At 69.1% G+C, this 20,099-nt stretch carries 19 protein-coding genes; 6 read left to right on the top strand and 13 right to left on the bottom strand.

All coding sequences use genetic code 11. The features are described from left to right. Nucleotides 1–38: 38 nt before the first annotated feature. The gene (locus F3S47_RS09085) at nt 39–1,868 is read left to right on the top strand and encodes an ABC-F family ATP-binding cassette domain-containing protein (RefSeq protein WP_150444919.1); all 1,830 of its coding nucleotides are present in this window, start codon (nt 39–41) and stop codon (nt 1,866–1,868) included. An 82-nt stretch (nt 1,869–1,950) separates the two neighbouring features. Here the strand turns inward: F3S47_RS09085 and F3S47_RS09080 are convergent, their stop codons facing one another. The 3 genes from F3S47_RS09080 to mazG all read right to left on the bottom strand — a co-directional run bounded on the left by F3S47_RS09080 (nt 1,951) and on the right by mazG (nt 4,957). Then, on the bottom strand, nt 1,951–2,922 hold the full coding sequence (locus tag F3S47_RS09080; protein ID WP_150444918.1) for a zinc transporter ZntB: 972 nt from the start codon (nt 2,920–2,922) through the stop codon (nt 1,951–1,953). Between the two features lie 120 nt (nt 2,923–3,042). Further along, nucleotides 3,043–4,047 carry an extracellular solute-binding protein gene (locus F3S47_RS09075; RefSeq protein ID WP_150444917.1) on the bottom strand — a complete coding sequence of 335 codons (1,005 nt, stop codon included), beginning with the start codon at nt 4,045–4,047 and terminating at the stop codon, nt 3,043–3,045. Between the two features lie 76 nt (nt 4,048–4,123). Beyond that, complete coding sequence (mazG, locus tag F3S47_RS09070) at nt 4,124–4,957, bottom strand: nucleoside triphosphate pyrophosphohydrolase (RefSeq protein WP_150444916.1); 834 nt, start codon at nt 4,955–4,957, stop codon at nt 4,124–4,126. Nucleotides 4,958–5,068: 111 nt separating this feature from the next. On the opposite strand from mazG, the gene speB reads away from it, so the two are divergent. The 5 genes from speB to F3S47_RS09045 all read left to right on the top strand — a co-directional run bounded on the left by speB (nt 5,069) and on the right by F3S47_RS09045 (nt 9,249). Continuing rightward, nucleotides 5,069–6,031 carry an agmatinase gene (speB, locus tag F3S47_RS09065; RefSeq protein WP_150444915.1) on the top strand — a complete coding sequence of 321 codons (963 nt, stop codon included), beginning with the start codon at nt 5,069–5,071 and terminating at the stop codon, nt 6,029–6,031. A 31-nt stretch (nt 6,032–6,062) separates the two neighbouring features. Beyond that, nucleotides 6,063–6,533, top strand: a complete 471-nt coding sequence (locus F3S47_RS09060; protein ID WP_150444914.1) for a DUF1499 domain-containing protein — start codon at nt 6,063–6,065, stop codon at nt 6,531–6,533. Between the two features lie 12 nt (nt 6,534–6,545). Further along, on the top strand, nt 6,546–7,601 hold the full coding sequence (gene prfA / locus F3S47_RS09055; protein WP_150444913.1) for a peptide chain release factor 1: 1,056 nt from the start codon (nt 6,546–6,548) through the stop codon (nt 7,599–7,601). Next, nucleotides 7,598–8,479 carry a peptide chain release factor N(5)-glutamine methyltransferase gene (gene prmC, locus F3S47_RS09050; protein ID WP_150444912.1) on the top strand — a complete coding sequence of 294 codons (882 nt, stop codon included), beginning with the start codon at nt 7,598–7,600 and terminating at the stop codon, nt 8,477–8,479. The genes prfA and prmC overlap by 4 nt, the downstream gene beginning before the upstream one ends. A 209-nt stretch (nt 8,480–8,688) precedes the next feature. Then, complete coding sequence (locus F3S47_RS09045; protein WP_150444911.1) at nt 8,689–9,249, top strand: DUF4167 domain-containing protein; 561 nt, start codon at nt 8,689–8,691, stop codon at nt 9,247–9,249. Nucleotides 9,250–9,299: 50 nt separating this feature from the next. Here F3S47_RS09045 and rsmA read toward each other — a convergent pair whose 3' ends face one another. From rsmA to F3S47_RS08995, 10 genes are all read right to left on the bottom strand, one after another. Next, nucleotides 9,300–10,142 (bottom strand): 16S rRNA (adenine(1518)-N(6)/adenine(1519)-N(6))-dimethyltransferase RsmA, encoded by an 843-nt coding sequence (gene rsmA, locus F3S47_RS09040; protein WP_150444910.1) that lies wholly within the window; start codon nt 10,140–10,142, stop codon nt 9,300–9,302. Further along, on the bottom strand, nt 10,139–11,104 hold the full coding sequence (gene pdxA, locus F3S47_RS09035; RefSeq protein WP_150444909.1) for a 4-hydroxythreonine-4-phosphate dehydrogenase PdxA: 966 nt from the start codon (nt 11,102–11,104) through the stop codon (nt 10,139–10,141). The genes rsmA and pdxA overlap by 4 nt, the downstream gene beginning before the upstream one ends. Then, a complete protein-coding gene (locus F3S47_RS09030) occupies nt 11,101–12,312 on the bottom strand; it encodes a peptidylprolyl isomerase (protein WP_150444908.1) in 1,212 nt (403 codons plus the stop codon). Before F3S47_RS09030 ends, pdxA begins: the two co-directional genes overlap by 4 nt. A gap of 19 nt (nt 12,313–12,331) precedes the next feature. Further along, nucleotides 12,332–14,431 (bottom strand): LPS-assembly protein LptD, encoded by a 2,100-nt coding sequence (locus F3S47_RS09025; protein ID WP_150444907.1) that lies wholly within the window; start codon nt 14,429–14,431, stop codon nt 12,332–12,334. Continuing rightward, complete coding sequence (lptG, locus tag F3S47_RS09020) at nt 14,431–15,531, bottom strand: LPS export ABC transporter permease LptG (RefSeq protein ID WP_150445053.1); 1,101 nt, start codon at nt 15,529–15,531, stop codon at nt 14,431–14,433. Before lptG ends, F3S47_RS09025 begins: the two co-directional genes overlap by 1 nt. After that, nucleotides 15,528–16,655: an LPS export ABC transporter permease LptF gene (gene lptF, locus F3S47_RS09015; RefSeq protein WP_150444906.1), complete on the bottom strand. Its 1,128-nt coding sequence runs from the start codon at nt 16,653–16,655 to the stop codon at nt 15,528–15,530. Before lptF ends, lptG begins: the two co-directional genes overlap by 4 nt. 64 nt (nt 16,656–16,719) lie before the next feature. Next, a complete protein-coding gene (locus F3S47_RS09010) occupies nt 16,720–17,181 on the bottom strand; it encodes a CAP domain-containing protein (RefSeq protein WP_150444905.1) in 462 nt (153 codons plus the stop codon). 115 nt (nt 17,182–17,296) lie between these two features. Beyond that, nucleotides 17,297–17,839 carry a CAP domain-containing protein gene (locus F3S47_RS09005; RefSeq protein WP_150444904.1) on the bottom strand — a complete coding sequence of 181 codons (543 nt, stop codon included), beginning with the start codon at nt 17,837–17,839 and terminating at the stop codon, nt 17,297–17,299. A gap of 74 nt (nt 17,840–17,913) precedes the next feature. Next, nucleotides 17,914–19,218, bottom strand: coding sequence for an 8-oxoguanine deaminase (locus F3S47_RS09000; RefSeq protein ID WP_150445052.1), 1,305 nt, complete (start codon nt 19,216–19,218; stop codon nt 17,914–17,916). 31 nt (nt 19,219–19,249) lie between these two features. Continuing rightward, nucleotides 19,250–20,071, bottom strand: a complete 822-nt coding sequence (locus F3S47_RS08995; RefSeq protein ID WP_150444903.1) for an inositol monophosphatase family protein — start codon at nt 20,069–20,071, stop codon at nt 19,250–19,252. Nucleotides 20,072–20,099: the final 28 nt, after the last annotated feature.

The raw sequence follows: 20,099 nt of genomic DNA, 5'->3' as shown, positions 1-20,099 counted from the left end.
GGCTTGCCGCGGCCCGCGCCATTGCCTAAGTCGCGCGCATGGCCACGCCTCCTCTCCTTCAGCTCACGGATCTCTCCCTCACTTTCGGGGGAAATCCCGTCTTCACAGACCTCTCGCTCGTGGTGCAGCCCGGCGACCGGGTGGCGCTCGTCGGCCGCAACGGCTCGGGCAAGTCGACGCTCATGCGGGTCATGGGCGGGCTCGTGGAGCCCGACACCGGCGAAGTCGTGACCTCGCCCGGGACGTCAGTCGGCTACATGGAGCAGGAGCCCGGCATGGAGGGCTGCGCGACGCTGGGCGACTATGCCGCCAGCGGGCTCGACCCCTCCGAGGCCTGGCGCGTGGAGGCGGTGGCCGAGGGCCTGAAGTTCGACCCGGAGCGTCCCGTCGAGCATGCCTCCGGCGGCGAGCGGCGGCGGGCCGCACTCGCCAAGCTCATGGCCGAGGCCCCGGACCTCATGCTTCTGGACGAGCCCACGAACCACCTCGATATCGAGGCGGTGCAGTGGCTTGAGCGAGAGCTACGCCAGACTCGCGCAGCCTTCATTGTCATCTCGCACGACCGCGCCTTTCTCCGGGCCCTGACTCGCGCGACGCTCTGGATCGACCGCGGACAGGTGCGCCGCCAGGAGCGGGGTTTCGAGGCCTTCGAGGACTGGCGCGACAAGCTCTGGGACGAAGAGGATCAGCAGCGCCACAAGATGGACCGCCGGATCAAGGCCGAGGGTCGCTGGGCGGTCGAGGGCATCTCCGCACGGCGCAAGCGCAACCAGGGCCGGCTTCGCGCGCTCCAGGACCTCCGCGCCGAGCGTGCCGCGATGATCCGGCGCCAGGGCGCGGCGGCCATGGCGCTCGACGAGGGGCCGAAGTCGGGCAAGAAGGTCATCGTCGCCGAGGGGCTCGCCAAGACCTACGAGGGCAAGCCGATCGTCTCGGGCTTCGACCTGACCGTCCAGCGCGGGGACCGGGTCGCCTTCGTGGGGCCGAACGGCGTCGGCAAGACGACCCTCATCAAGATGCTTCTGGGCGAGGTGGAGCCGGACGCGGGTTCTGTCCGTCACGGCACCAACCTGCAGATCGCGGTCTTCGACCAGGCACGGGCGAAGCTCGATCCGGAGGCCTCCCTCTGGGAGAACCTGACGGGCGACGCGGAGATGCGCGTCTCCGGGCAGGCCGACCAGGTGATGGTCCGTGGCACCCCGAGGCACGTCGTGGGCTACCTCAAGGATTTCCTCTTCGACGAGGCACAGGCGCGGGCGCCGGTCCGGTCGCTCTCGGGCGGAGAGCGGGCGCGGCTGCTGCTCGCACGGATCATGGCGCGGGAATCGAACCTGCTGGTGCTCGACGAGCCGACCAACGATCTCGACATCGAGACGCTCGACCTGCTGCAGGACCTGCTGGGGGACTACGACGGGACCGTGCTTCTCGTGAGCCACGACCGGGACTTCCTGGACAGAGTCGCCACGACCTCCGTCGCGATGGAGGGGAACGGGCGGACGACGATCTATGCCGGCGGCTGGACCGACATGCAGGCTCAGCGCGGGGAGGCCTCCGGCTCGACAGGCAAGGCTGCGAAGGAGCCGGCCAAGCCCGCGGCGAAACCGGCGGCGAAGCCCGCGCCCGCCAAACCGGCGAAGGGCGGCCTGAGCTTCACCGAGCGGCACAGGCTGGAGGAGCTGCCCGGGGTGATCGACCGGATCGGCGCGGAGATTTCCAAGCTGGAGGCCCTGCTGGCCGATCCAGAGCTCTTCAGCCGCGAACCGGTCAAGTTCCGCAAGGCGACCGAGGCGCTGGAGGAGCGGCAGGCCCGGCTTTCGGCGGCAGAGGAGGAGTGGCTCGAGCTCGAGGAAAAGGCCGAGGCATCATAGCGTCCAAAATTGGACGGTTAGTTAAGTCATTGTAATTTAATGTATTTGGCCGGGATTGAGCCCGGCCTGCGTCCGCCGACGGTCAAAGCCATTTCAAGGCGCGCAGCACGGCGACCTGCAGGATCACGATCACCACCAGCAGCCCGGTAAAGACCCAGAAGGCGGGCGGCCACTCGGCGCCCGGCATCCCGGCGAGGTTGATCCCCATGAGACCGGTCAACACGCCGAGGGGCAGGAAAATCGCGGAGATCATCGAGAGCAGGTAGAGGTTGCGGTTCAACCGGTCCGAGAGCGCGGTGGTCAGTTCGTCGGAGACGACGACCATCCGGTCCCGCAGTGATTCCGCTTCCTCGACCGCGCGCTGGAGCCGGTCGTGATCCTCGCCGAGCCGCCCCGTGTCCTCCTCGGTCAGCACGGCGGCTCCGCCCCGGGAGAGGCGGCCGACCGCCTCGCGTTGCGGCAGCATGAACCGGCGAACGTCGACCAGTTCTCCGCGCATATCGGTCACCCGGGCACGCAGCGTCTTGTCGGGCTCGCGCAGGACCTCGGCCTCGAGCCGAGTCCCCTCTTCGTCGAGCGTGGTGAGGTAGTCGTCGATCCGCGCGTTGATCCGGTCGATCAGGGCGCAGAGCAGATCTCCCGCCCGCCGCGGCCCGAGCCCCGCGGCGATCTCGTCGGACAGCTCCGAGATGCTCACCAGCGGGCGGCGCGAGATCGAGATGATGCGACCGTCCTCGACCCAGAGCCGGACCGAGACCATGTCCTCGGGCTCGGCCCCCGGATTGAGGTTCACCCCGCGGAGAATGACCAGCACGCCATCGCCTACCACGTTGGCGCGCGGCCGCGTCTCGCCGGCGAGCAGCGCCTCGCGCGCGGCTTCGGGGAGATAGGCGAGGTTCTCCTCGATCCAGGGCGCCGTGCCGGGATCGTCGAAGGCCATGTGGATCCAGACCGGCTCCGGCGCGGCAAGGCCCTGCGCGATCTCGTGGGATTCGGTCAGGCGGCGCGGCGGGTCGCCGTCGAGCGGATAGGCGAAGAGGATGCAGTCTGGCATGAGAGCCGAGATAACCCGGGCCGGAGCCGCTTCCAACAACGCAAGTAGCCGGTCTAGCGGCACCAGAAACGAAAAAGGGGTGCCCGTTTCCGGACACCCCCTTGCTGGTTGCCTGTGGCCTCAGCCGTCGAAGTCGACCTCTTCCATGATCCGCAGCGCGGTGGCGCGGTGGTCGGCGAGATCGGCCAGGTTCACGTCGTCCGGCGTGAACTCGCCCCAGCTCGCCACGAGATCGGAGGGCTCGGCGCTCTCGAGTACCGGGTACTCGTTGTTGACCTCGGCATAGATCTCCTGCGCGCCGGGGGAGACGAGGTATTCCATCAGCTGGATCGCCTCTTCCTCGTTCGGCGCGGACTGGGTGAGACCGACCCCTGAGATGTTGACGTGCGTGCCGCCCTCCTCGAACTCGGGGAAGACGATGCGCACGGAGTCGGCCCACTCCTGCTGCTCTTCGTTCCGGAGCATCAGGCCCATGTAGTAGGTGTTCCCGAGGCTGATGTCGCATTCACCGGCCCAGATGGCGCGGACCTGCGCGCGATCGTTGCCCTGCGGACGGCGGGCGAGGTTGTCCTTCACGTCGGCCGCCCATTGGCGGGCGTATTCCTCGCCGTGGTGCTCGATCACGGCGGAGAGCAGGGCGAGGTTGTAGTTGTGGGTGCCCGAGCGGGTGCAGATGCGGCCTTCCCAGGTGTCGGAGGCGAGATCCTCGTAGGTGGTCACCTCGCCGTCCTCGACGCGCTCTTTCGAGGCGTAGACGATGCGGGCGCGGGTCGTCAGGCCGAACCAGAGGTTCTCGTCCGAGCGCAGGCTCTCGGGAACGGCTTCCATGAGCGTCTCGTTCTCGACCGGCTGAAGCACGCCCGCGTCGGCGATCTGCTTCAGGTTGGCGATGTCGACGGTCATCACCAGGTCGGCAGGGGAGCGTTCGCTCTCGGCCTGGAGGCGCTCGACGATGCCTTCCTCGATGTAGGCGAGGTTGACCTCGATACCGGTCTCCTCGGTGAAGGCCTCCATCACCGGCTGGATCAGCTCGGGCTGGCGGGTGGTGTAGATGTTCACTTCGGCCAGCGCGGGCATCGCGACGGCGGAGGCGGCGGTGGCGAGCAGGGTCGTGCGCAGGGTCATTGGGATCCTCCCGAACGTGGTTTTCGTCGGGGGCCTCTATCCCCGAGTGTTTTGCTCGGGTCAATACTTGATAGAGTTAGTCGGACTTCTTTTCGGCTGCCTTGGCGGCATCCCAGAGGGCATCCATTTCGGCGAGGTCGCTTTGATGCGGGGTGCGGCCTTTCGCGGCAAGAGCGTCTTCCACCGCGTTGAAACGACGCGTGAATTTCGCGTTCGCCCGGCGCAGGGCCGCCTCCGGCTCCACGCCGAGGTGCCGCGCGAGGTTCGCCATGACAAAGAGGAGATCGCCCATTTCCTCCTCGACCTCGTCGGGACCGAGGGTGTCGCGCGCCTCGACCAGCTCGCGCATCTCCTCGGCGGCCTTGTCGAGCACCTGGTCCGTTTCGGGCCAGTCGAAGCCCACCCGCGCGGCGCGCTTCTGGAGCTTCACCGCGCGCAGCAGGGCCGGCAGTCCGAGCGCCACGCCGTCGAGCGTTCGGGTCTCGTCGCGGGCGGCGCGTTCGGCGGCCTTCACGGCTTCCCAGTCGCGGGTCTGCTGTTCGGCGGATTTCTCGCGGCTCTCCTCGCCGAATACGTGAGGATGCCGGGCGACCATCTTGTCCGACATTGTGTCGGCGACCTGATGGATGTCGAAGAGCCCGCGCTCGGAGGCCATCTGGGCATGGAAGACCGATTGAAAGAGGAGATCTCCGAGTTCTCCGCGCAACTCGCCCCAGGCTTCGCGGTCGATGGCGTCGGCAACCTCGTAGGCTTCCTCGATCGTGTAGGGCGCGATGGTGGAGAAATCCTGCTCGAGGTCCCAGGGGCAGCCTGTCTCGGGGTCGCGCAGGCGCCGCATGATCTCGATGAGACGGGGGAGGCCGCCCTTGGGGTCGTGGACAAGGGCGTCGGAGGAGGCGGTGTCGGTCATGGGCGGAGGCTACCGCCCCGGCGGACGGGCGCAATGGCGTTCTTCGGGTGGGGCGTTGCGCCCGGGAGCCGGGCGGGAAAGAGTGGCGCGGCACGGGTGAGAGGAGCCGGAATGGCGCTGGAAGATGCCAAGACACAGGTCGATCTGGCCTTCACCGGCAAGGGTGAAGGCGCTGCGCACGAGAACACCTTCGGCGGCGCGACGTCCTTCCTGCGGCGGCGTTATACGAAGGACGTGACCGGGGCCGACCTGGTCGTGACCGGTGTGCCCTTCGACCAGGCGGTCACGAACCGGCCCGGCACGCGCTTCGGGCCACGGGCGATCCGGGAGGCCTCCGCGCTGCTGCCCTATGATCCGCCGCACGGGTGGGGCTTCCAGCCGCTCGATTTCCGGATCGTGGACGCGGGCGACGTGGCCTTCGACTATGCCAACGTGCCCGAAACACCGGGTCGGATCGAGGCGCATGCGGCGGGGCTGATCGCGGGCGGGGCGCCGCTCGTGACGCTGGGCGGCGACCACTTCGTCACGCTGCCGCTGCTCAAGGCCTTCGCGGCGAAGTACGGACCGATGTCGGTGATCCAGTTCGACGCGCATTCCGACCTCTGGGCGGACGACGACATGGGCCGGATCGACCACGGCACCTTCATGTACAAGGCGGTGAAGCTTGGTCTCGTGGAGCCGTCCCGGTCGGTGCAGATCGGGATCCGGACGGTTTGCGAGGACACGCTCGGGGTGCACCAGATCGACGCGCGGCGGGTCCACGAGCGGAGTGCGGATTGGGCGGCTGCGCAAATCAAGGAGGTCGTGGGCGGCGCACCCTGTTACCTGACCTTCGACATCGACGCGCTCGATCCGGCCTTCGCGCCCGGGACCGGGACGCCGGTCTGGGGCGGGTTGGCTTCGTGGCAGGCGGCCGCCGTTCTGCGGGACCTTGCGGGGATCGATCTGAAGGGCGGGGATGTCATGGAGGTCTCTCCGCCCTACGATTCAGGCGGCATCACGGCGGTCGCGGGGGCCCATGTCGCGCTGGAGCTCTGCTGCCTCGCCCTCTGGTCCCGGGCCGAGATCGCCTGAACGACGCGTCGCAACCATCTGAAGGATAGACATGATCAGGCTTCTTCTCACGCTCGTTCTGCTTGCCGTGGCGGGGCTCATGGCCTGGGTCCGCCTCGCGCCGACCGATGCCGAGCGCTGGCATACCGACCCTTTCGCCACGCCGTCCCCCGGTGAGGGCGGCTGGAAGATCGCGCCGGGCGGCGATGACGCGCCGCCGGTCTTCGAGGCATCCCCCGAGGAGGTCCTCGCCGCGCTGGACGAGATCGCGCTGGCCACGCCGCGGACGGAGCGGCTCGCAGGCAGCGTGGAGTCCGGAAGGATCACCTACGAGACCCGTTCGCGCATCATGGGCTTTCCCGACTACACGACAGTCGCGGCGCATGCCGGGCAGGAGGGGACGGAGATCGCCATCCTCGCCCGGCTGCGTTTCGGGCAGGGCGACATGGGGGTGAACCGGGCCCGGGCCGAGGACTGGCTCGCTCGGTTGCGCGAGAGCATTGACCGCGGTCCGGGAACCTGAGACCTCACCGCGATGATCCCCTCCGATACGCTCGCCCAGATCACGTCCCGTTACCAGTTCCTCGAGGCCAAGATGGCCGAAGGGGCGCCGGGGGCCGAGATGGTGGCGCTTGCCCGCGAGTACTCCGAACTGAAACCGGTGGTCGAACGGATCGAGGCCTGGCGCGCGCTCGAGGCCGAGCGGGCCGAGGCCGAGGCGATGCTCTCGGACCCCGAGATGCGCGAACTGGCCGAGGAAGAGCTCGAGCGGGTCAAGGACGAACTGCCGGAGGCGGAGCAGGCGCTGCGGGTCGCCCTCCTGCCGAGGGACAGCGCCGATGCGCGGCCCGCCCTCATCGAGATAAGGCCCGGCACGGGCGGCGAGGAGGCGGCCCTCTTCGCCGGAGACCTGCTGCGCATGTACGCGCGCTACGCCGAGCGGAAGGGCTGGAAATTCGAGGTCCTCGAGGAACAGGCGACCGAGATCGGCGGCGTGAAGGAGGCCGTCGTGCGCGTGGCCGGGGAGGGGGTCTTCGCCCGGCTCAAGTACGAATCCGGTGTGCACCGCGTCCAGCGCGTCCCCGAGACGGAATCCGGCGGGCGCATCCATACCTCCGCCGCGACCGTCGCGGTGCTGCCAGAGGCCGAGGACGTGGACATCGAGATCGCGCCCAACGACCTGCGGATCGACACGATGCGCGCGAGCGGTGCGGGTGGGCAGCACGTCAACACCACCGACTCCGCGGTGCGCATCACGCATATTCCCACGGGGATCGTCGTGACCTCCTCGGAAAAGTCCCAGCACCGCAACCGCGAGATCGCGCTGCAGGTGCTCAAGACGCGGCTCTTCGACATGGAGCGGCAGAAGGCCTCGGACGAACGCTCGGCCGCGCGCAAGGCGCAAGTGGGATCGGGTGACCGGTCGGAACGGATCCGGACCTACAACTTCCCGCAGGGGCGGATGACGGACCACCGGATCGGGCTCACGCTCTACAAGCTGTCCGAGATCCTCGGGGGCGACCTCGACGAGACGATCGATGCGCTGATCTCGGAGACCCAGGCCCGGCAGCTCGCGGAGATGGAGGGGTGACACCCGCGCGCGATGTCCTGGCGCGCGCCACGCAGCGCCTCGACGCGGCCGGTCTGCCGGACCCCGGGCGCGACGCGCGCAAGCTTCTGGCGCATGTCCTGCGGGTGCCGCCGGACCGGCTGACGCTGATGCTGGCCGAACCCATCGAGGAGGAGACCGAGCGGGCCTTCGGGGCGCTGGTCGACCGCCGGCTGAGGCGCGAGCCCGTATCCCATCTCACCGGGCGGCGGCAGTTCTACGGGCGCAGTTTCATCGTGACGCCCGACGTCCTCGACCCGAGGCCGGAGACCGAGACGCTGATCGAGGCGGCCCTGGCCGAGCCCTTCGGCCATGTGCTCGATCTGGGCACGGGCTCGGGGTGCATCCTGCTGACCCTGCTCGCGGAAATGGCGGAGATGGGGCGCGACGAGGTCTGGGGCATCGGTGTCGAGCTTTCCGACGCGGCCTTCGAGGTGGCCTGGTGGAACCGCAACGCGATGCGGCTCGAGGATCGGGCGGTGCTGCTCAAGGGCTCCTGGTTCACGCCACTTGAGAAGGCACTGGAGCCGGGCTTCGGCGGCTTCGACCTTATCGTTTCGAACCCGCCCTATATCACCCGCGCCGACTGGTCCGGGCTCGAGCCGGAAGTGCGTGACCACGAGCCGCCGGGCGCGCTTGTGGGCGGAGATGACGGGCTCGAGGCTTACCGCCAGATTCTTCCCGAATTGCCTGCGCGGCTCGCCCCCGGCGGGCGGGCGATGGTAGAAATCGGTGCGGCGCAGGGGGCTGAGGTCGCGGCGATGATGGCGGAGGCGGGGCTCGGCGAAGTTCGCATCGTGCAGGACCTCGACGGCCGCGACAGGGTTGTCGTCGGGAAACGTGTCGCGGGAGCCGCATAAATTGCCCTGTGCACAGGAAAATGCGCGTTTCGCCCCTGAAAGGCACTTGAAAGCGCCCGAAGCGCATGTTTAGTCAGAGATAAGACGGGACGCGGGCCGCGCTGGCCCTCCCCGAGCAGTCGCCGAAACATCACCCTGACGGATGACGTGAGCCGCAAGAGACCGCGGCGGCGACGATCACAGCCAGAGACAGGCGAAACGGACCTTTCATGAGATCATCCAAGTCACGCTCGCGCGGGAACAAGAACCGCAACCGGCCGTCCGGCGGCAATATCGTCAACCGCGTGTTCGACAGTTCCGGCCCCGACGGCAAGGTGCGTGGCACGCCTCAGCAGATCATCGACAAGTACAACCAGCTGTACCGGGATGCGTCGCTGGCGGGCGATCACGTCGATGCCGAGAACTATGCCCAGCACGCCGAGCACTACACCCGGATGCTGGCCGAGGCGCAGCGCGAGATCGACAAGCAGCGCGAGCAGCAGGAACAGCAGAACCGCGAGCGCCAGGCGGAGCGGGACCGCGAGCGGGCCGAGCGTCTGAAGGCGCAGGAAGAGGCTGCCGCGGATCCGTCCTCGAACGACGGCGGCAAGGACGACAGCACGCTGGTCGAGACGCCCGAGCAGAAGAACGAGCAGAAGGGCGAGGATCAGCCGTCGAAGCCGCGCCGCTCGCGCTCCCGCAAGAAGCCCGACGAGTCCAAGAAGGATGACGGCGGGCAGGACAACAAGGGCGATGGTGGCCAGGATAACACCCAGGCCGCGGCGGAGTGATCCGCAGCCAATCGGTTTGACGGCGGCGCCTTCGGGCGCCGCTTTTCGTTTCAGGAGGCCTGCAGGAGACGGGCGAGGGCGCAGAAGCGTTCGATCTCGATCTGCTCGGCCCGGTCGGTCGGGGCGATCCCCGCCTCGCGCAGCCGGTCCTCGATATCCGGCGCAAGGCCGCGCAGGGAGGCCCGGAGCATCTTGCGGCGCTGGTTGAAGGCCGCGGCGACGACGCGCGACAGCACCGCCGGGTCGGCCGGGTAGCGCGGCTCTGGCAGGGCCTCGATGTGCACCACGGCGGAGGAGACCTTGGGCGGCGGCGTGAAGGCGCCGGGCGGCAGGTCCATGACGATCCGTGGGTCAGCGCGCCACTGCGACAGGATCGCGAGACGTCCATAGGCCTTGTCGCCGGGCCGGGCCACGATGCGCTGCGCCACCTCTCGCTGGAACATGAGGGTGAGCGTCTGCCAGCGGGGAGGCCAAGTCTCGGGCGTGAGCCAGCGGATCAGCAGCTCCGTGCCCACGTTGTATGGCAGGTTCGCCGCGATCTTCACCGGGGGCGTGAGGTGGGCGAAGGCGTCCACCTCCAGCGCGTCGCCCTGCAGGACCGTGAGCCGGCCGGGATAGGCCTCGGCGATCTCCTGGAGCGCGGGGAGGCAGCGCGGGTCTTTCTCCACGGCGACGACATGGCGGGCGCCCGAGGCGAGGAGCCCGCGGGTCAGGCCGCCCGGGCCGGGGCCGATTTCGAGGACGTCGGCCTGCGTCAGGTCGCCGGCCTGTCGCGCGATCTTGGCGGTCAGGTTGAGGTCGAGCAGGAAGTTCTGCCCCAGCGCCTTGCGGGCGGAAAGGCCGTGACGGGCGATGACCTCGCGCAGCGGCGGCAGTTCGTCGATGCCGCTCACGCCGCGGTCCGGGCCTGCGCCATGTCCCGCGCCATGCGCAGCGCGGCGAGGGTCGAGGTCGGGTCGCCCTGACCGGTGCCCGCGATATCGAAGGCGGTGCCGTGGTCGGGGGAGGTGCGGATGAAGGGCAGGCCCAGCGTGACGTTCACGCCGCCCGAGAAGTCGATGGTCTTGATCGGGATGAGCGCCTGGTCGTGGTAGCCGCAGATCGCCACGTCGTACCGGGCGCGGGCGGCGGCGTGGAACATCGTGTCGGCGGAGAGCGGGCCCGCGATGTCGAGCCCCTGGACGCGCAGCGCCTCGAGCGTGGGGGCGATCAGCTCGATTTCCTCGGTGCCGATCTTGCCGCCTTCTCCGGCATGCGGGTTGAGTCCGGCCACGGCGATGCGGGGGCGGCTCACGCCGAAGTCGCGGATCATCGCTGCGTGCGTGATCAGGATGGTGTCCGTCAGAAGCCGGGCGGTCAGCGCCTCCGGGACCTCGTGCAGCGGGATATGGATGGTGGCAGGGACCACGCGAAGTTCCGGGCAGGCCAGCATCATCACCGCGCGGTCGGCGCCCGCCAGCGAAGCGAGGTACTCCGTGTGGCCGGGGTAGGCGAAACCCGCCCCCTCGATCAGGGCCTGCTTGTGGATCGGCAGCGTACAAAGCGCCGAGCAGCGGCCCGAGCGGACCAGATGCACGCCCTCGTCGATGGCCTCGACAACGTGCGGCGCATGGAGGGCCTGCGGCTGGCCGGGCTTGCGTGGCACGACGAAGTCGCGCGGCAGCACGGGCAGGGCGCGGGGCATGATGTCGGGGGCCGTTTCCGGCGTCGCCTCCTCCCAGAGCGTGCCCGGCGGCAGGTGCCCCGGATCGCCGATCCAGAGGAAGGTCAGCTCGTCGCGGAGCATCGCCCAGGCCAGCGGTGCGAGTTCAGGCCCGATCCCCGCGGGCTCGCCGCAGGTGAGGGCGATGGTCATTGCGCGCCGCGGATCGTAGCCGCGGCCTCAAGCTCGGCCAGGAGGCGGTCGGCGTAGCTGGAGAGCCGCTGGGACCGCAGGGAGCTTGCGACCGCCTCGCGGTCGAGACCGCCCTCGACCTCGGGCGTGCGGCTGCAGAGCATCAGGAAAAGGCGCGTGTCGCCGCGCGACAGGGCATAGCTCGCCTCGTTGAAGTCGAGCTTGGCGAGTTCGAGCGCGATGTCCCGCGGAATCTGGGCGGGCGGAAGCTCTTCCCGGACCAGTTGCTCCTCGGGCAGGCCGCGGGCGACCCCGTAGAGGTCGTCGCAGGTGTCGACCCGGGCATCAATGCGGGCGGCCTCGGCAAGACCCGCCTCCGTTCCGCCGCCGGGCAGGTAGAGCAGCGCGTAGTCGATCAGGGCCGGGGGCGGCACGGTGTCCCGCACCTCGCGCACGGCGCGGAGCTGGAAGAGCGCAACGCCGTTCTGGATCGGCAGCGGCTGCGTGACTTCGCCGGGCGTCAGGTCGAGCAGGATCTGGCGGATCTGGGCGGGGTAGTTGTCGATCGGCACCCAGTCGAGCCGCCCGCCGCGCTCCCGCGAGGGCAGGGCCGAGTATTCCCGGGCCGCCGCCTCGAAGGCGGAGGTGGTGGTGTAGTTCGAGATCCGCGCGGCGATGGCGTTTGCCTCGGCCGCACGCGGCGGCGGGGCCGGGATGATGATCTCGGAGAGCAGGACCTCGATCTGCGAGCCGGTCCCGCCGAGGTCGGCGACCGCGAAGTCGACGTCGCGGTCGGTCACGTTGACCTGGCTCTGGTAGCGGGAACGGATGTAGTCGCGCCAGCTCACGCCGACCTCGACGAAGTCGCGCAGGGTCTCCTCGGCGATGCCGTTCTGGGCAAGGAGGCCGAGGAACTGCTCGTAGGGCAGATCGGTGCGCGCGGCGAAATTCTCGAGCTCGCCGGCCAGCGCCTCTTCGGTGATGCGCAGGCCCGCGCGGCGCAGCTCCTGCAGCTTCAGCCGGTCCTCTATCAGCTGTTCGCGCGCCAGCTCGGGCAGATCGCCGGGCGTCTCGAAGAGCTCCAGCAGCCGGATGCGCTGCTGCAGCTCATAGGCCGTCACCGCGTCCCCGTTGACGGTGATGACCGGGGAGAACTGCGACTGGGCGAGCGCGGGAAGCGCCGGGGTCCAGAGGGCGATGCAGGCGGCGAGAATGCGAAGCGGCGTCATGGTGCGGGGTCAGTCCTCTTCAGTTTCGGCATGTGCGCCGAATGGGGCCTGCGGGGGCGTCGACGGAAAAGCCGTTGAATGCGACGCTTAGCCCGTAGTCGGTCTCCGGCTCAAGGGTAGTGGACGAGGTGAAGCGGCGCGAGACCGAAAGACCGACCGTCACGCATTCGTTGCGGTACTCCAGCCCGAGCTCTCCCGACTGGGGCTCGTCGGCGGAAAGGTCGTAGCGGGCCTCTCCCGAGACGGTCCAGACCTGGTTTACCCGGTAGGCGGCATCCAGCGTCCATTCGGCCACCGGGTCGGGCCGGCCTTCGTCGGGGGCCGCGTCGAGCTGGACGTAGGTGGCGGCGATGTCGATGCGATCGGAGTCCCATCCCAGGCGGGCCTCGGAGCGGGAGAAGTCGAAGCCGTCGTCAAAGAGCCCCCGGCCGTTGAGGGTGAGGCCCGAGGGAAGGTCCAGCCCCCAGCTCAGGAGCCAGTCCGAGGTCGTTCCCTCCAGGCCGGTCCCGTCGGAGAAGCGGGGATCGGCCTCTTCACGGACGAGGCGGCCGAGCGTCCCGCGCATCGCAAAGCCCGAGGGCGCGGTCAGCTGGTAGCGCAGCGCGCCCGCGGCCCGCCAGCCGGTCTCCCGCGCGTCCTCGCCCGGGAAGCGGGAGAAGGAGAGGAGGTTGGCCTCGTCGAGTTCCACGACCTGGCTGTCCTCGTTGGGGACGGGTCCGCCGCGCAGGTCGGACCAGGCCAGCGCGACGACCGGCTCCACGATCTGTACGACGCCTGTCGCGCCGGTCCGCTGGAGCGGCCAGCGCAGCTCGGCCCGGGCATAGGGGAGGGTTCGCGTGATCGTGCCGTCGAATGCCGGATCGTTCTCGACCAGGTAGGCATCTGCGCGAAGGCCGACGGCAGCCTCCGTCACCAGCCCCGGTCCGACGACGCGGTTCACCTGCCACGCGATACGGCCGCTCAGCCGTCCGGTGTCCCGGCCAACGCTGGGCTCATTCGATTCGCGGATGGCCGCGTCGGCGCTCGCCCCCACGGTCAGGCGGCCGGGCAGGCCCGGATAGCGCAGGACGCGAGAGTAGGAGGCCCCGGGCAGGATCGAGGGGAGTTCGGCATTTCGGTCGCCTGCGCGCAGGCTCTCGACGACGGTCAGGCCGAAGGACAGGCGGTCGTTTTCGCGGATCCGGCTGATCTCGAGGAAGCTGTCGAGCCGGTCACGGTCGGAATAGTCGTAATCCACGAGGTAGGCCTCGTCCGAGACGCTGCGAAGCTGACCCTCGAGCCGCCAGTTGCCGGGATAGGCGAAGGAGGCATCCGCGAAGACATAGGAGCGGATGCTGTTGTCGCGGATCGTGTCCTGCGTGATCGCGCCCTCGACCGAGAGATCGCCGCGCAGGTAGGCCTGCCGGTAGAGGATCTCGAGCGTCCGCGTCTGCGGCGAGAGGTAGGGGGTGAGCGTAAGGTCCCGGCTGGGGGAGAGCACGACGAAGTAGGGCAGGCGGATGCCGGTGCCGAGGCGGTCCGTCTGGCGGATCGAGGGGACCAGCAGACCGGTCGCCCGCTCGACCCCCGGTCCCGGCAGGCGCACCACCGGAAGCCAGGCCACAGGCAGCCCACCGATGCGCAGCTGTGTGTTCTCGAACCAGAGCTGGTCCTCGACCTCGTCCAGCACGACGCGTTCGGCCCGGAGTTCCCAGAGGGGCTCTCGGCCTCCACAGACCCGGCAGGCCGTGGCGGAAGTGCGGTAGAGCTGGGTGTAGCGGCCGCCGACCCGGTCGATCCGGTTGGCGGCAAGCTGCAACTGGCGGTCGAGCACCAGCCGGGCGCCACGCAGGATGCCGTTCTCCAGTTGCGGGTCAAGGTCGGCCCGTTTGGCGGTGAAGATGTCGCCCTCGGGAGTCTCGATGAAGATCGGTCCGATGATGGTGAGACGGTCGGTCGCCTCGTCATAGGCCACCTGCGTCGCCGAGAGCCTCGTGCCGTCGTAGAAGGCCTCGACGTTGCCCTCGGCAACCAGGCGGTTGTCCGGCGTGACGGTCACCGTGTCGGCCACGAGCGAGGCCGCGCCCTGGGCCCGGGCGAGGCCGGGAAGCAGGAGAAGTAGCAGTAATAGCCAGCGCATCAGCCGTCCTCCGTGTGGAGCAGCATCGCGAGGCTGAGCGCGATCCCCGCAAGAGGCGGCGCCCAGGCGGCGAGGAGCACCGGGATCTGACCGCTCTCGCCAAGGACTTGTGCGAAGTTGCGCACGAAGTAGAGCCCGAAGCTGAGGCAGATGGCCGCGAGGACGAGGGCCCCGGTCCGGCTGCCGCGGTGCTGGCGCAGGGTGAAGGCCGCGCCGATCAGGAGCATCGCGGTCAGGAAGGCGGGTAGCGCGAGCTGGGTGTGGAAGTAGACCGAGTGCCGCCGAGCCGAAAAGCCGGCGGCCTGAAGTCGGTTGATGAACCCCGGCAGCTCCCAGATCGGGATCGCCGCGGGTTCACCGAAGCTGTCTCGGATCTGTGCGGCGGTGAGGGTGGAGGGGATTTCCATGGTGGGAGAGACTTCGGCCTCGGCTTCCGGCACCTCGGCCTGGCCCAGCGGCCAGGACTTCGCCTCGGTGAGTTCCCAGGCGCCGTCGCCCAGTTCGGCGCGCAGGGCGTCGATGCGGCGGAGCGGGCGGCCCTCCTCCGTGAAGGTCAGGAAGGTCACGCCGGAGAGCCGGGTGCCGTCGAGATTGGCGCGCTCGGCGCGGATCACGGACTGGCCGTCGGGCCCGCCCTGGCGCAGCCAGAGGCCACCCTCGTCCACCGCGAGGATGCTCGCGCCCCGGTCCTCAAGTGAGGTCACGCGCGCCTCGTAGGCGCGGGAGGTAGCGGCAGCGAGCGGGTTCAGGATGGCCAGCGCGAGCAGGCCGATGGCGAAGATGACGGCGACCGGCGCGACAAGAGTATGCAGGGCGGACCGGCCCGCCGCGCGCGAGACCACGAGCTCGGAGGACCGGGCGAGCGCCAGGAAGAGGGCGATGGTGGCGAGGATCACCAGGAGAGGCAGCAGTTCGTAGAGTGCCTGTGGGGCATTCAGCAACGTCAGCGCGAGGATGTCGCGAAAGCCGGCCCCGGCCTCGTCGCCGTGTTCGCGCGCCTGCTCGATCATGTCGGCGAGGCTCACGAGAACGAAGAAGACCCCCGTGACCGTGAGGAAGCTGCGCGCGTAGCGCCGGGCGAAGTAGCGATGCAGGATCATGCCTGCGCCGCCCTGGGCCGTCGCCTCAGCCATTCGGGATGGGCCGAGAGCGTGAGCAGCAGGAACCCGATCAGCAGCCCGGAGGCGGCCGGCAGGTAGGAGACGGGCCAGAGTTCGGGCGTGCTCTCCGTCACCTGCGTGGCCACCGTCTCCATCGCGTTGATGAAGACGATGAGCAGGATCGCCACGACGACCTGCTTCCAGACCCCGAACCGGCTGAAGGACCCGACGAGCAGCGCCGACATCCCCAGGACCGCGCCGGTGAGCGCCATCAGCGACTGGCTGATCCGGTCATGAAATGTCACGCGCAGCTCCGCGATCGTGTCGCCGGTGGCATCCGCAACCTCCTGCGTCGGCGGCCAGAGTTCCCAGCTCGGCAGGTAGCGCGCCCGGAGGCGGGGGGTCGTGTCCGCGGGCATGAGACGGCTGATGTCGTAGGTGAAATCCTCGAAGCGGGTGGTGTAGAGCCTCTGGTCCGAAGTGCGCAGGGTCTGGGCGAGCCCGTCGATCATCACGAGGTGAGGGCCTCGCTCCGAGCGGACGAGGTAGGCGCTCGAGGCGGTGTAGATGACCTGGCTGTCGGCGTCGCGGCTGTCCGCGAGAAAGATGTCCTGCAGCTCGCCGGACTCGGTGATGTCGCGGATGTAGACGGTTAGCCCGTCGGTTGGCGTCAGGAACTGGCCCTCCGTCAGCAGGCGGGCCGTGATGTTGCGCGCGATCTCGCTTTCTCTCGCCGCGAGTTCCTCGGAGGCGGCGGGATAGAGGATATGGGTCAGGATGCCCGTCAGAACGGTCACGATCAGGCCGAAGACGACCACCGGGCGGGCGATGCGGTAGGGGGAGAATCCGCTGGCCTGAACGACCACCAGCTCGCTCTCGCTCGCAAGCCGGTTCGTGACGTAGAGCGCCGCGACGAAGGCCGCGAGCGGCATGACGATACGGATGATGCCCGGAAGGGACAGCGCCGAGAACTCGAGAAAGACCAGCAGGGTCTGACCGTCGCCCACCAGCTCGTCGAACAGCACGACCGCCCGGTTGACCCAGTAGAGCAGGATCAGCACGAGACTGAAGAAGCCGAAGAGCGTCAGCAGCTGACTCAGAAGATATCGGTCGAACCGGCCCAATTGCCCCCCAAGGCTTTGGCCCGTTCTATTGCCGCACCGGTGGCGCGGCAAGCGCGGGGTCGCGTCAGCAGGGCCGGCCGAGCACCATGACCCAGAAGCCGTTCCTATTGCCGAGGCCGACCTCGGTGAACATGGGGTTCAGGATGTGCCGGCGGTGGCTGGGCGAGTTCATCCAGCCGGTGAGGGCGTGGGCCTCCGACGGCTGGCCGTAGGCGATGTTCTCGGCGGCGGCCGTATAGCAGTAGTTCTGGGCACTGACGCGGGAGGCGACGCGGCTGCCGCCTGCGCCAGCGTGACTGAACCGGCCCGTCCGGGCCATGTAGTCGGCCTGCACCTGTGCCGCGCGTGCGAGGCGGGGGGAGGAGCGCAGGGCGGGCAGCCCGGCCGCGTTGCGGTAGCCCGAAAGGGTCGGGGAAGAGCTCGTGCTGAGCGTTTCGGACCGGGCCGGCGTCGCGGTCGGAGCGTCGGTGGTCGCGGCGCACCCGGCGACGAGAGCCGCGGAGATAAGCGAAAGGATACTGCGCATACCGGTCTCCTAGAAAACCCCGACCTTTGCGGCTAGTCGCCTTATGCGAAAGTGGCTCCCGCCGGCAGCAACCTGCGCGGGAGCCATTGCAGGATCGGCGAAAGCTCGCCCGATCTCAGTTCTCGGCGCCCATGATGAGCACCCAGGTCGTTTCGGTCCGACCGATGCCGAAGTCCTCGGCACGCGGCGAAAGGACGACTTCGCGGTGGCCCTGCTTGCTCGCGAGCCAGGCGTCCACGACGTCTTCGCTGTTGGTGTAGCCCTGGGCGATGTTTTCGCCGACCCAGTCGAAGTCGTAGCCCGCGGCCGTCACCCGGTCGCCGACAGTCCGGCCGTCAGTGCCGACGTGAAGGTTGTCGCCGTCGATGATGCGGCGGCCGCTGCGCTCGATCTCGCCGGTATAGTCTTGGGCGGCGGTGTTGAGCCGCTGATCGGCCCGCACTTCACGCAGGCCGCCGGTCCGGGCGTCGTTCAGTACCATGCCGAACTCGGTGCGCTCGACGCTGGTGATCCGGTCGGGCAGGTCGATCTGGTCGCCCGCCACTTGGGCGATGTCGCTGGGCGGCGTGATCGTGGACCCGCCGCCGGAGCCGCTGCCACCGCCACAGGCGGCGACAAGCGGGAGGGCGAGAAGCGCGGTAAGCTTGTACAGAGTCATTACGTATTCCCAGGTGTTTTCCTGATCCGATTTGACCGAGACTTTATGAGTAGAAGATGACCGACCTCGGCCAATCAGGAGGCAAGCGTTCGGACAAGTTTTCTCGAATTGGAAACGATTTGAGCGAGTTGAACGGTAACCATCTCGAATTCGGAAACGACGGCGCGGCCCTCCACAAAGAGGTCGCGAACACGGCGGGGACCGGCCAGAACGAGGGCAGCCGGGTCCCAGCTGCCGGCACTCTCGTGCCCGCCCACGTCCCAGACCGCAATGTCGGCGCGATAGCCCGGCGAAATCCGGCCGCATTCGCCTCCGCGCCCGAGCACATCCGCGCCGATGCGGGTCGCAAGGCGGACAATTTCACGCGATGACATCGCCTCCGCGCCGCGACTCACCCGCTGCAGAAGCATCGCCATGCGCGCCTCGGCCAACATGTCGGCCTGGTCGCTGGAGGCCGAGCCGTCCACGCCCAGCCCGACGCGCACGCCGGCGTCCAGCATGGCCCGCACCGGAGCGATGCCCGAGCCCAGGCGGCAATTCGAGCAGGGGCAGTGGGCGACGCCAGTCCGCGTCGCCGCAAAGAGGTCGATCTCGGTCTCGTCCAGCTTCACGCAATGCGCGTGCCAGACGTCGGGGCCCACCCAGCCCAGGTCGCGGGCGTAGTCGCCGGGGCGGCAACCGAAGGTCTCCAGCGAATAGGCGACGTCCTCGTCGTTCTCCGCGAGGTGCGTGTGCAACATGACGCCCTTGTCGCGTGCAAGCAGCGCCGCGTCGCGCATCAGTTCGCGGCTGACCGAGAAGGGCGAGCAGGGGGCGATACCCACCCTCAGCATCGAGGCGGGCGAGGCGTCGTGAAAGGCGTCGACCACGCGGATGCAGTCCTCCAGGATCGCGCGCTCATCCTCCACAAGGCTGTCCGGAGGCAGCCCGCCCGCGCTCTCGCCGATGGACATGGCGCCCCGCGTCGGATGGAAGCGCAGCCCGACCTCCACCGCGGCGGCGATGCTGTCGTCGAGCCGCGCGCCATTGGGATAGAGGTAGAGGTGGTCCGAGGTCATGCTGCAGCCCGAGAGCGCGAGTTCGCAAAGACCGAGCTGGGTCGAGGTGAAAATCTCCTCCGGCCCGAAGCGCGCCCAGATCGGGTAGAGCGTCTGCAGCCACTCGAAGAGCGTCGCGTCCTGCGCGCCGGGCACGGCCCGGGTCAGCGACTGGAAGAGGTGATGGTGCGTATTGACGAGGCCCGGCGTGACGACACAGCCGGTGGCATCCTCGACCCGGGCCGCGCCGGGCTCGAGCGCCTCGCCAAGCTCGACGATCTCCCCGTCCCGGATGCGGATGTCCATGACGCCTTCGGGCTCCGCGCCCTCCGGCCCGTCCATGGTGAGGACGTAGCCGCCGCGGATCAGTCGCTCAGTCGCCAAGCGCCTCTCCGAGGACGGCCAGCGCCTCGGCGTGGAGCGTCGGGTTCGCGGCGGCGATAACCCGACCGCCGTCCACTGCCGGGCCGCCGGTCCAGTCCGTCACCAGTCCGCCCGCCGCCTCGACCACGGCGATCGGCGCGTGGATGTCGTAGGGCTGCAGTCCGGCCTCGATCACGAGGTCGACCTGCCCGAGCGCGAGCAGGGCGTAGGCGTAGCAGTCCATACCGTAGCGGGTGAGGCGGGCGCGGTTCGCGACGGCCATGAAGGCGCGGGCTTCCGCCTCGCTGCCCACCTCAGGGAAAGTGGTAAAGAGCGTGGCCTCTGCGAGCGTCCGTGTCGGGCGCGTTCCGAGCGGGATCTCGCCCCCGGGGCCCTCGGACCGTGCGAGACCGAGCCCGCCCTCGAACCGCTCGCCGATGAAGGGCTGGTCAATGATGCCGAAAAGCGGGCCGTGGGCGTCGGAGGCGGCAATAAGGACCCCCCAGGTGGGCGTCCCGCTGATGAAGCCACGCGTGCCGTCGATGGGGTCGAGCACCCAGGTCAGTCCGCTGGACCCGCTGCTGCGGCCGTATTCCTCGCCGAGGATGGCGTCGTCGGGCCGCAGTCGCGCCAGCACGTCGCGCATCGCCAGTTCGGCGGCGCGGTCTGCCTCGGTGACCGGGTCGAACCCCTGGCCGTCCTTGTTCTCGGTGGTCAGGGCGGTGCGGCGGAAATGGCGCAGCGTCTGGGGCCTGGCGGCCTCCGCACATGCGCGCGCCGCGGCAATGACCGCGGCGCTGTCGTCTTCGCTGAGTGAATGTCGACCTGGCACCGCCGCTCCGTCCTGCTGGAAGGGCGAC

Source organism: Histidinibacterium aquaticum, from assembly GCF_008710275.1.
Classification (GTDB): Bacteria; Pseudomonadota; Alphaproteobacteria; order Rhodobacterales; family Rhodobacteraceae; genus Oceanicola; species Oceanicola aquaticus.
The sequence above is the reverse complement of the archived record's forward strand: the minus strand, read 5'-3'. Positions and strand labels throughout refer to the sequence as shown.

Coding starts and splice junctions, on each gene's coding strand:
- speB (WP_150444915.1), top strand. CDS start 5,069: ATGGCGCTGGAAGATGCCAAGACACAGGTCGATCTGGCCTTCACCGGC.
- F3S47_RS09010 (WP_150444905.1), bottom strand. CDS start 17,181: ATGCGCAGTATCCTTTCGCTTATCTCCGCGGCTCTCGTCGCCGGGTGC.
- F3S47_RS09085 (WP_150444919.1), top strand. CDS start 39: ATGGCCACGCCTCCTCTCCTTCAGCTCACGGATCTCTCCCTCACTTTC.
- F3S47_RS09075 (WP_150444917.1), bottom strand. CDS start 4,047: ATGACCCTGCGCACGACCCTGCTCGCCACCGCCGCCTCCGCCGTCGCG.
- F3S47_RS09080 (WP_150444918.1), bottom strand. CDS start 2,922: ATGCCAGACTGCATCCTCTTCGCCTATCCGCTCGACGGCGACCCGCCG.
- F3S47_RS09060 (WP_150444914.1), top strand. CDS start 6,063: ATGATCAGGCTTCTTCTCACGCTCGTTCTGCTTGCCGTGGCGGGGCTC.
- F3S47_RS09025 (WP_150444907.1), bottom strand. CDS start 14,431: ATGCGCTGGCTATTACTGCTACTTCTCCTGCTTCCCGGCCTCGCCCGG.
- lptG (WP_150445053.1), bottom strand. CDS start 15,531: ATGATCCTGCATCGCTACTTCGCCCGGCGCTACGCGCGCAGCTTCCTC.
- pdxA (WP_150444909.1), bottom strand. CDS start 11,104: ATGACCATCGCCCTCACCTGCGGCGAGCCCGCGGGGATCGGGCCTGAA.
- prfA (WP_150444913.1), top strand. CDS start 6,546: ATGATCCCCTCCGATACGCTCGCCCAGATCACGTCCCGTTACCAGTTC.
- F3S47_RS09000 (WP_150445052.1), bottom strand. CDS start 19,218: ATGGACGGGCCGGAGGGCGCGGAGCCCGAAGGCGTCATGGACATCCGC.
- mazG (WP_150444916.1), bottom strand. CDS start 4,957: ATGACCGACACCGCCTCCTCCGACGCCCTTGTCCACGACCCCAAGGGC.
- F3S47_RS09045 (WP_150444911.1), top strand. CDS start 8,689: ATGAGATCATCCAAGTCACGCTCGCGCGGGAACAAGAACCGCAACCGG.
- F3S47_RS09030 (WP_150444908.1), bottom strand. CDS start 12,312: ATGACGCCGCTTCGCATTCTCGCCGCCTGCATCGCCCTCTGGACCCCG.
- F3S47_RS09005 (WP_150444904.1), bottom strand. CDS start 17,839: ATGACTCTGTACAAGCTTACCGCGCTTCTCGCCCTCCCGCTTGTCGCC.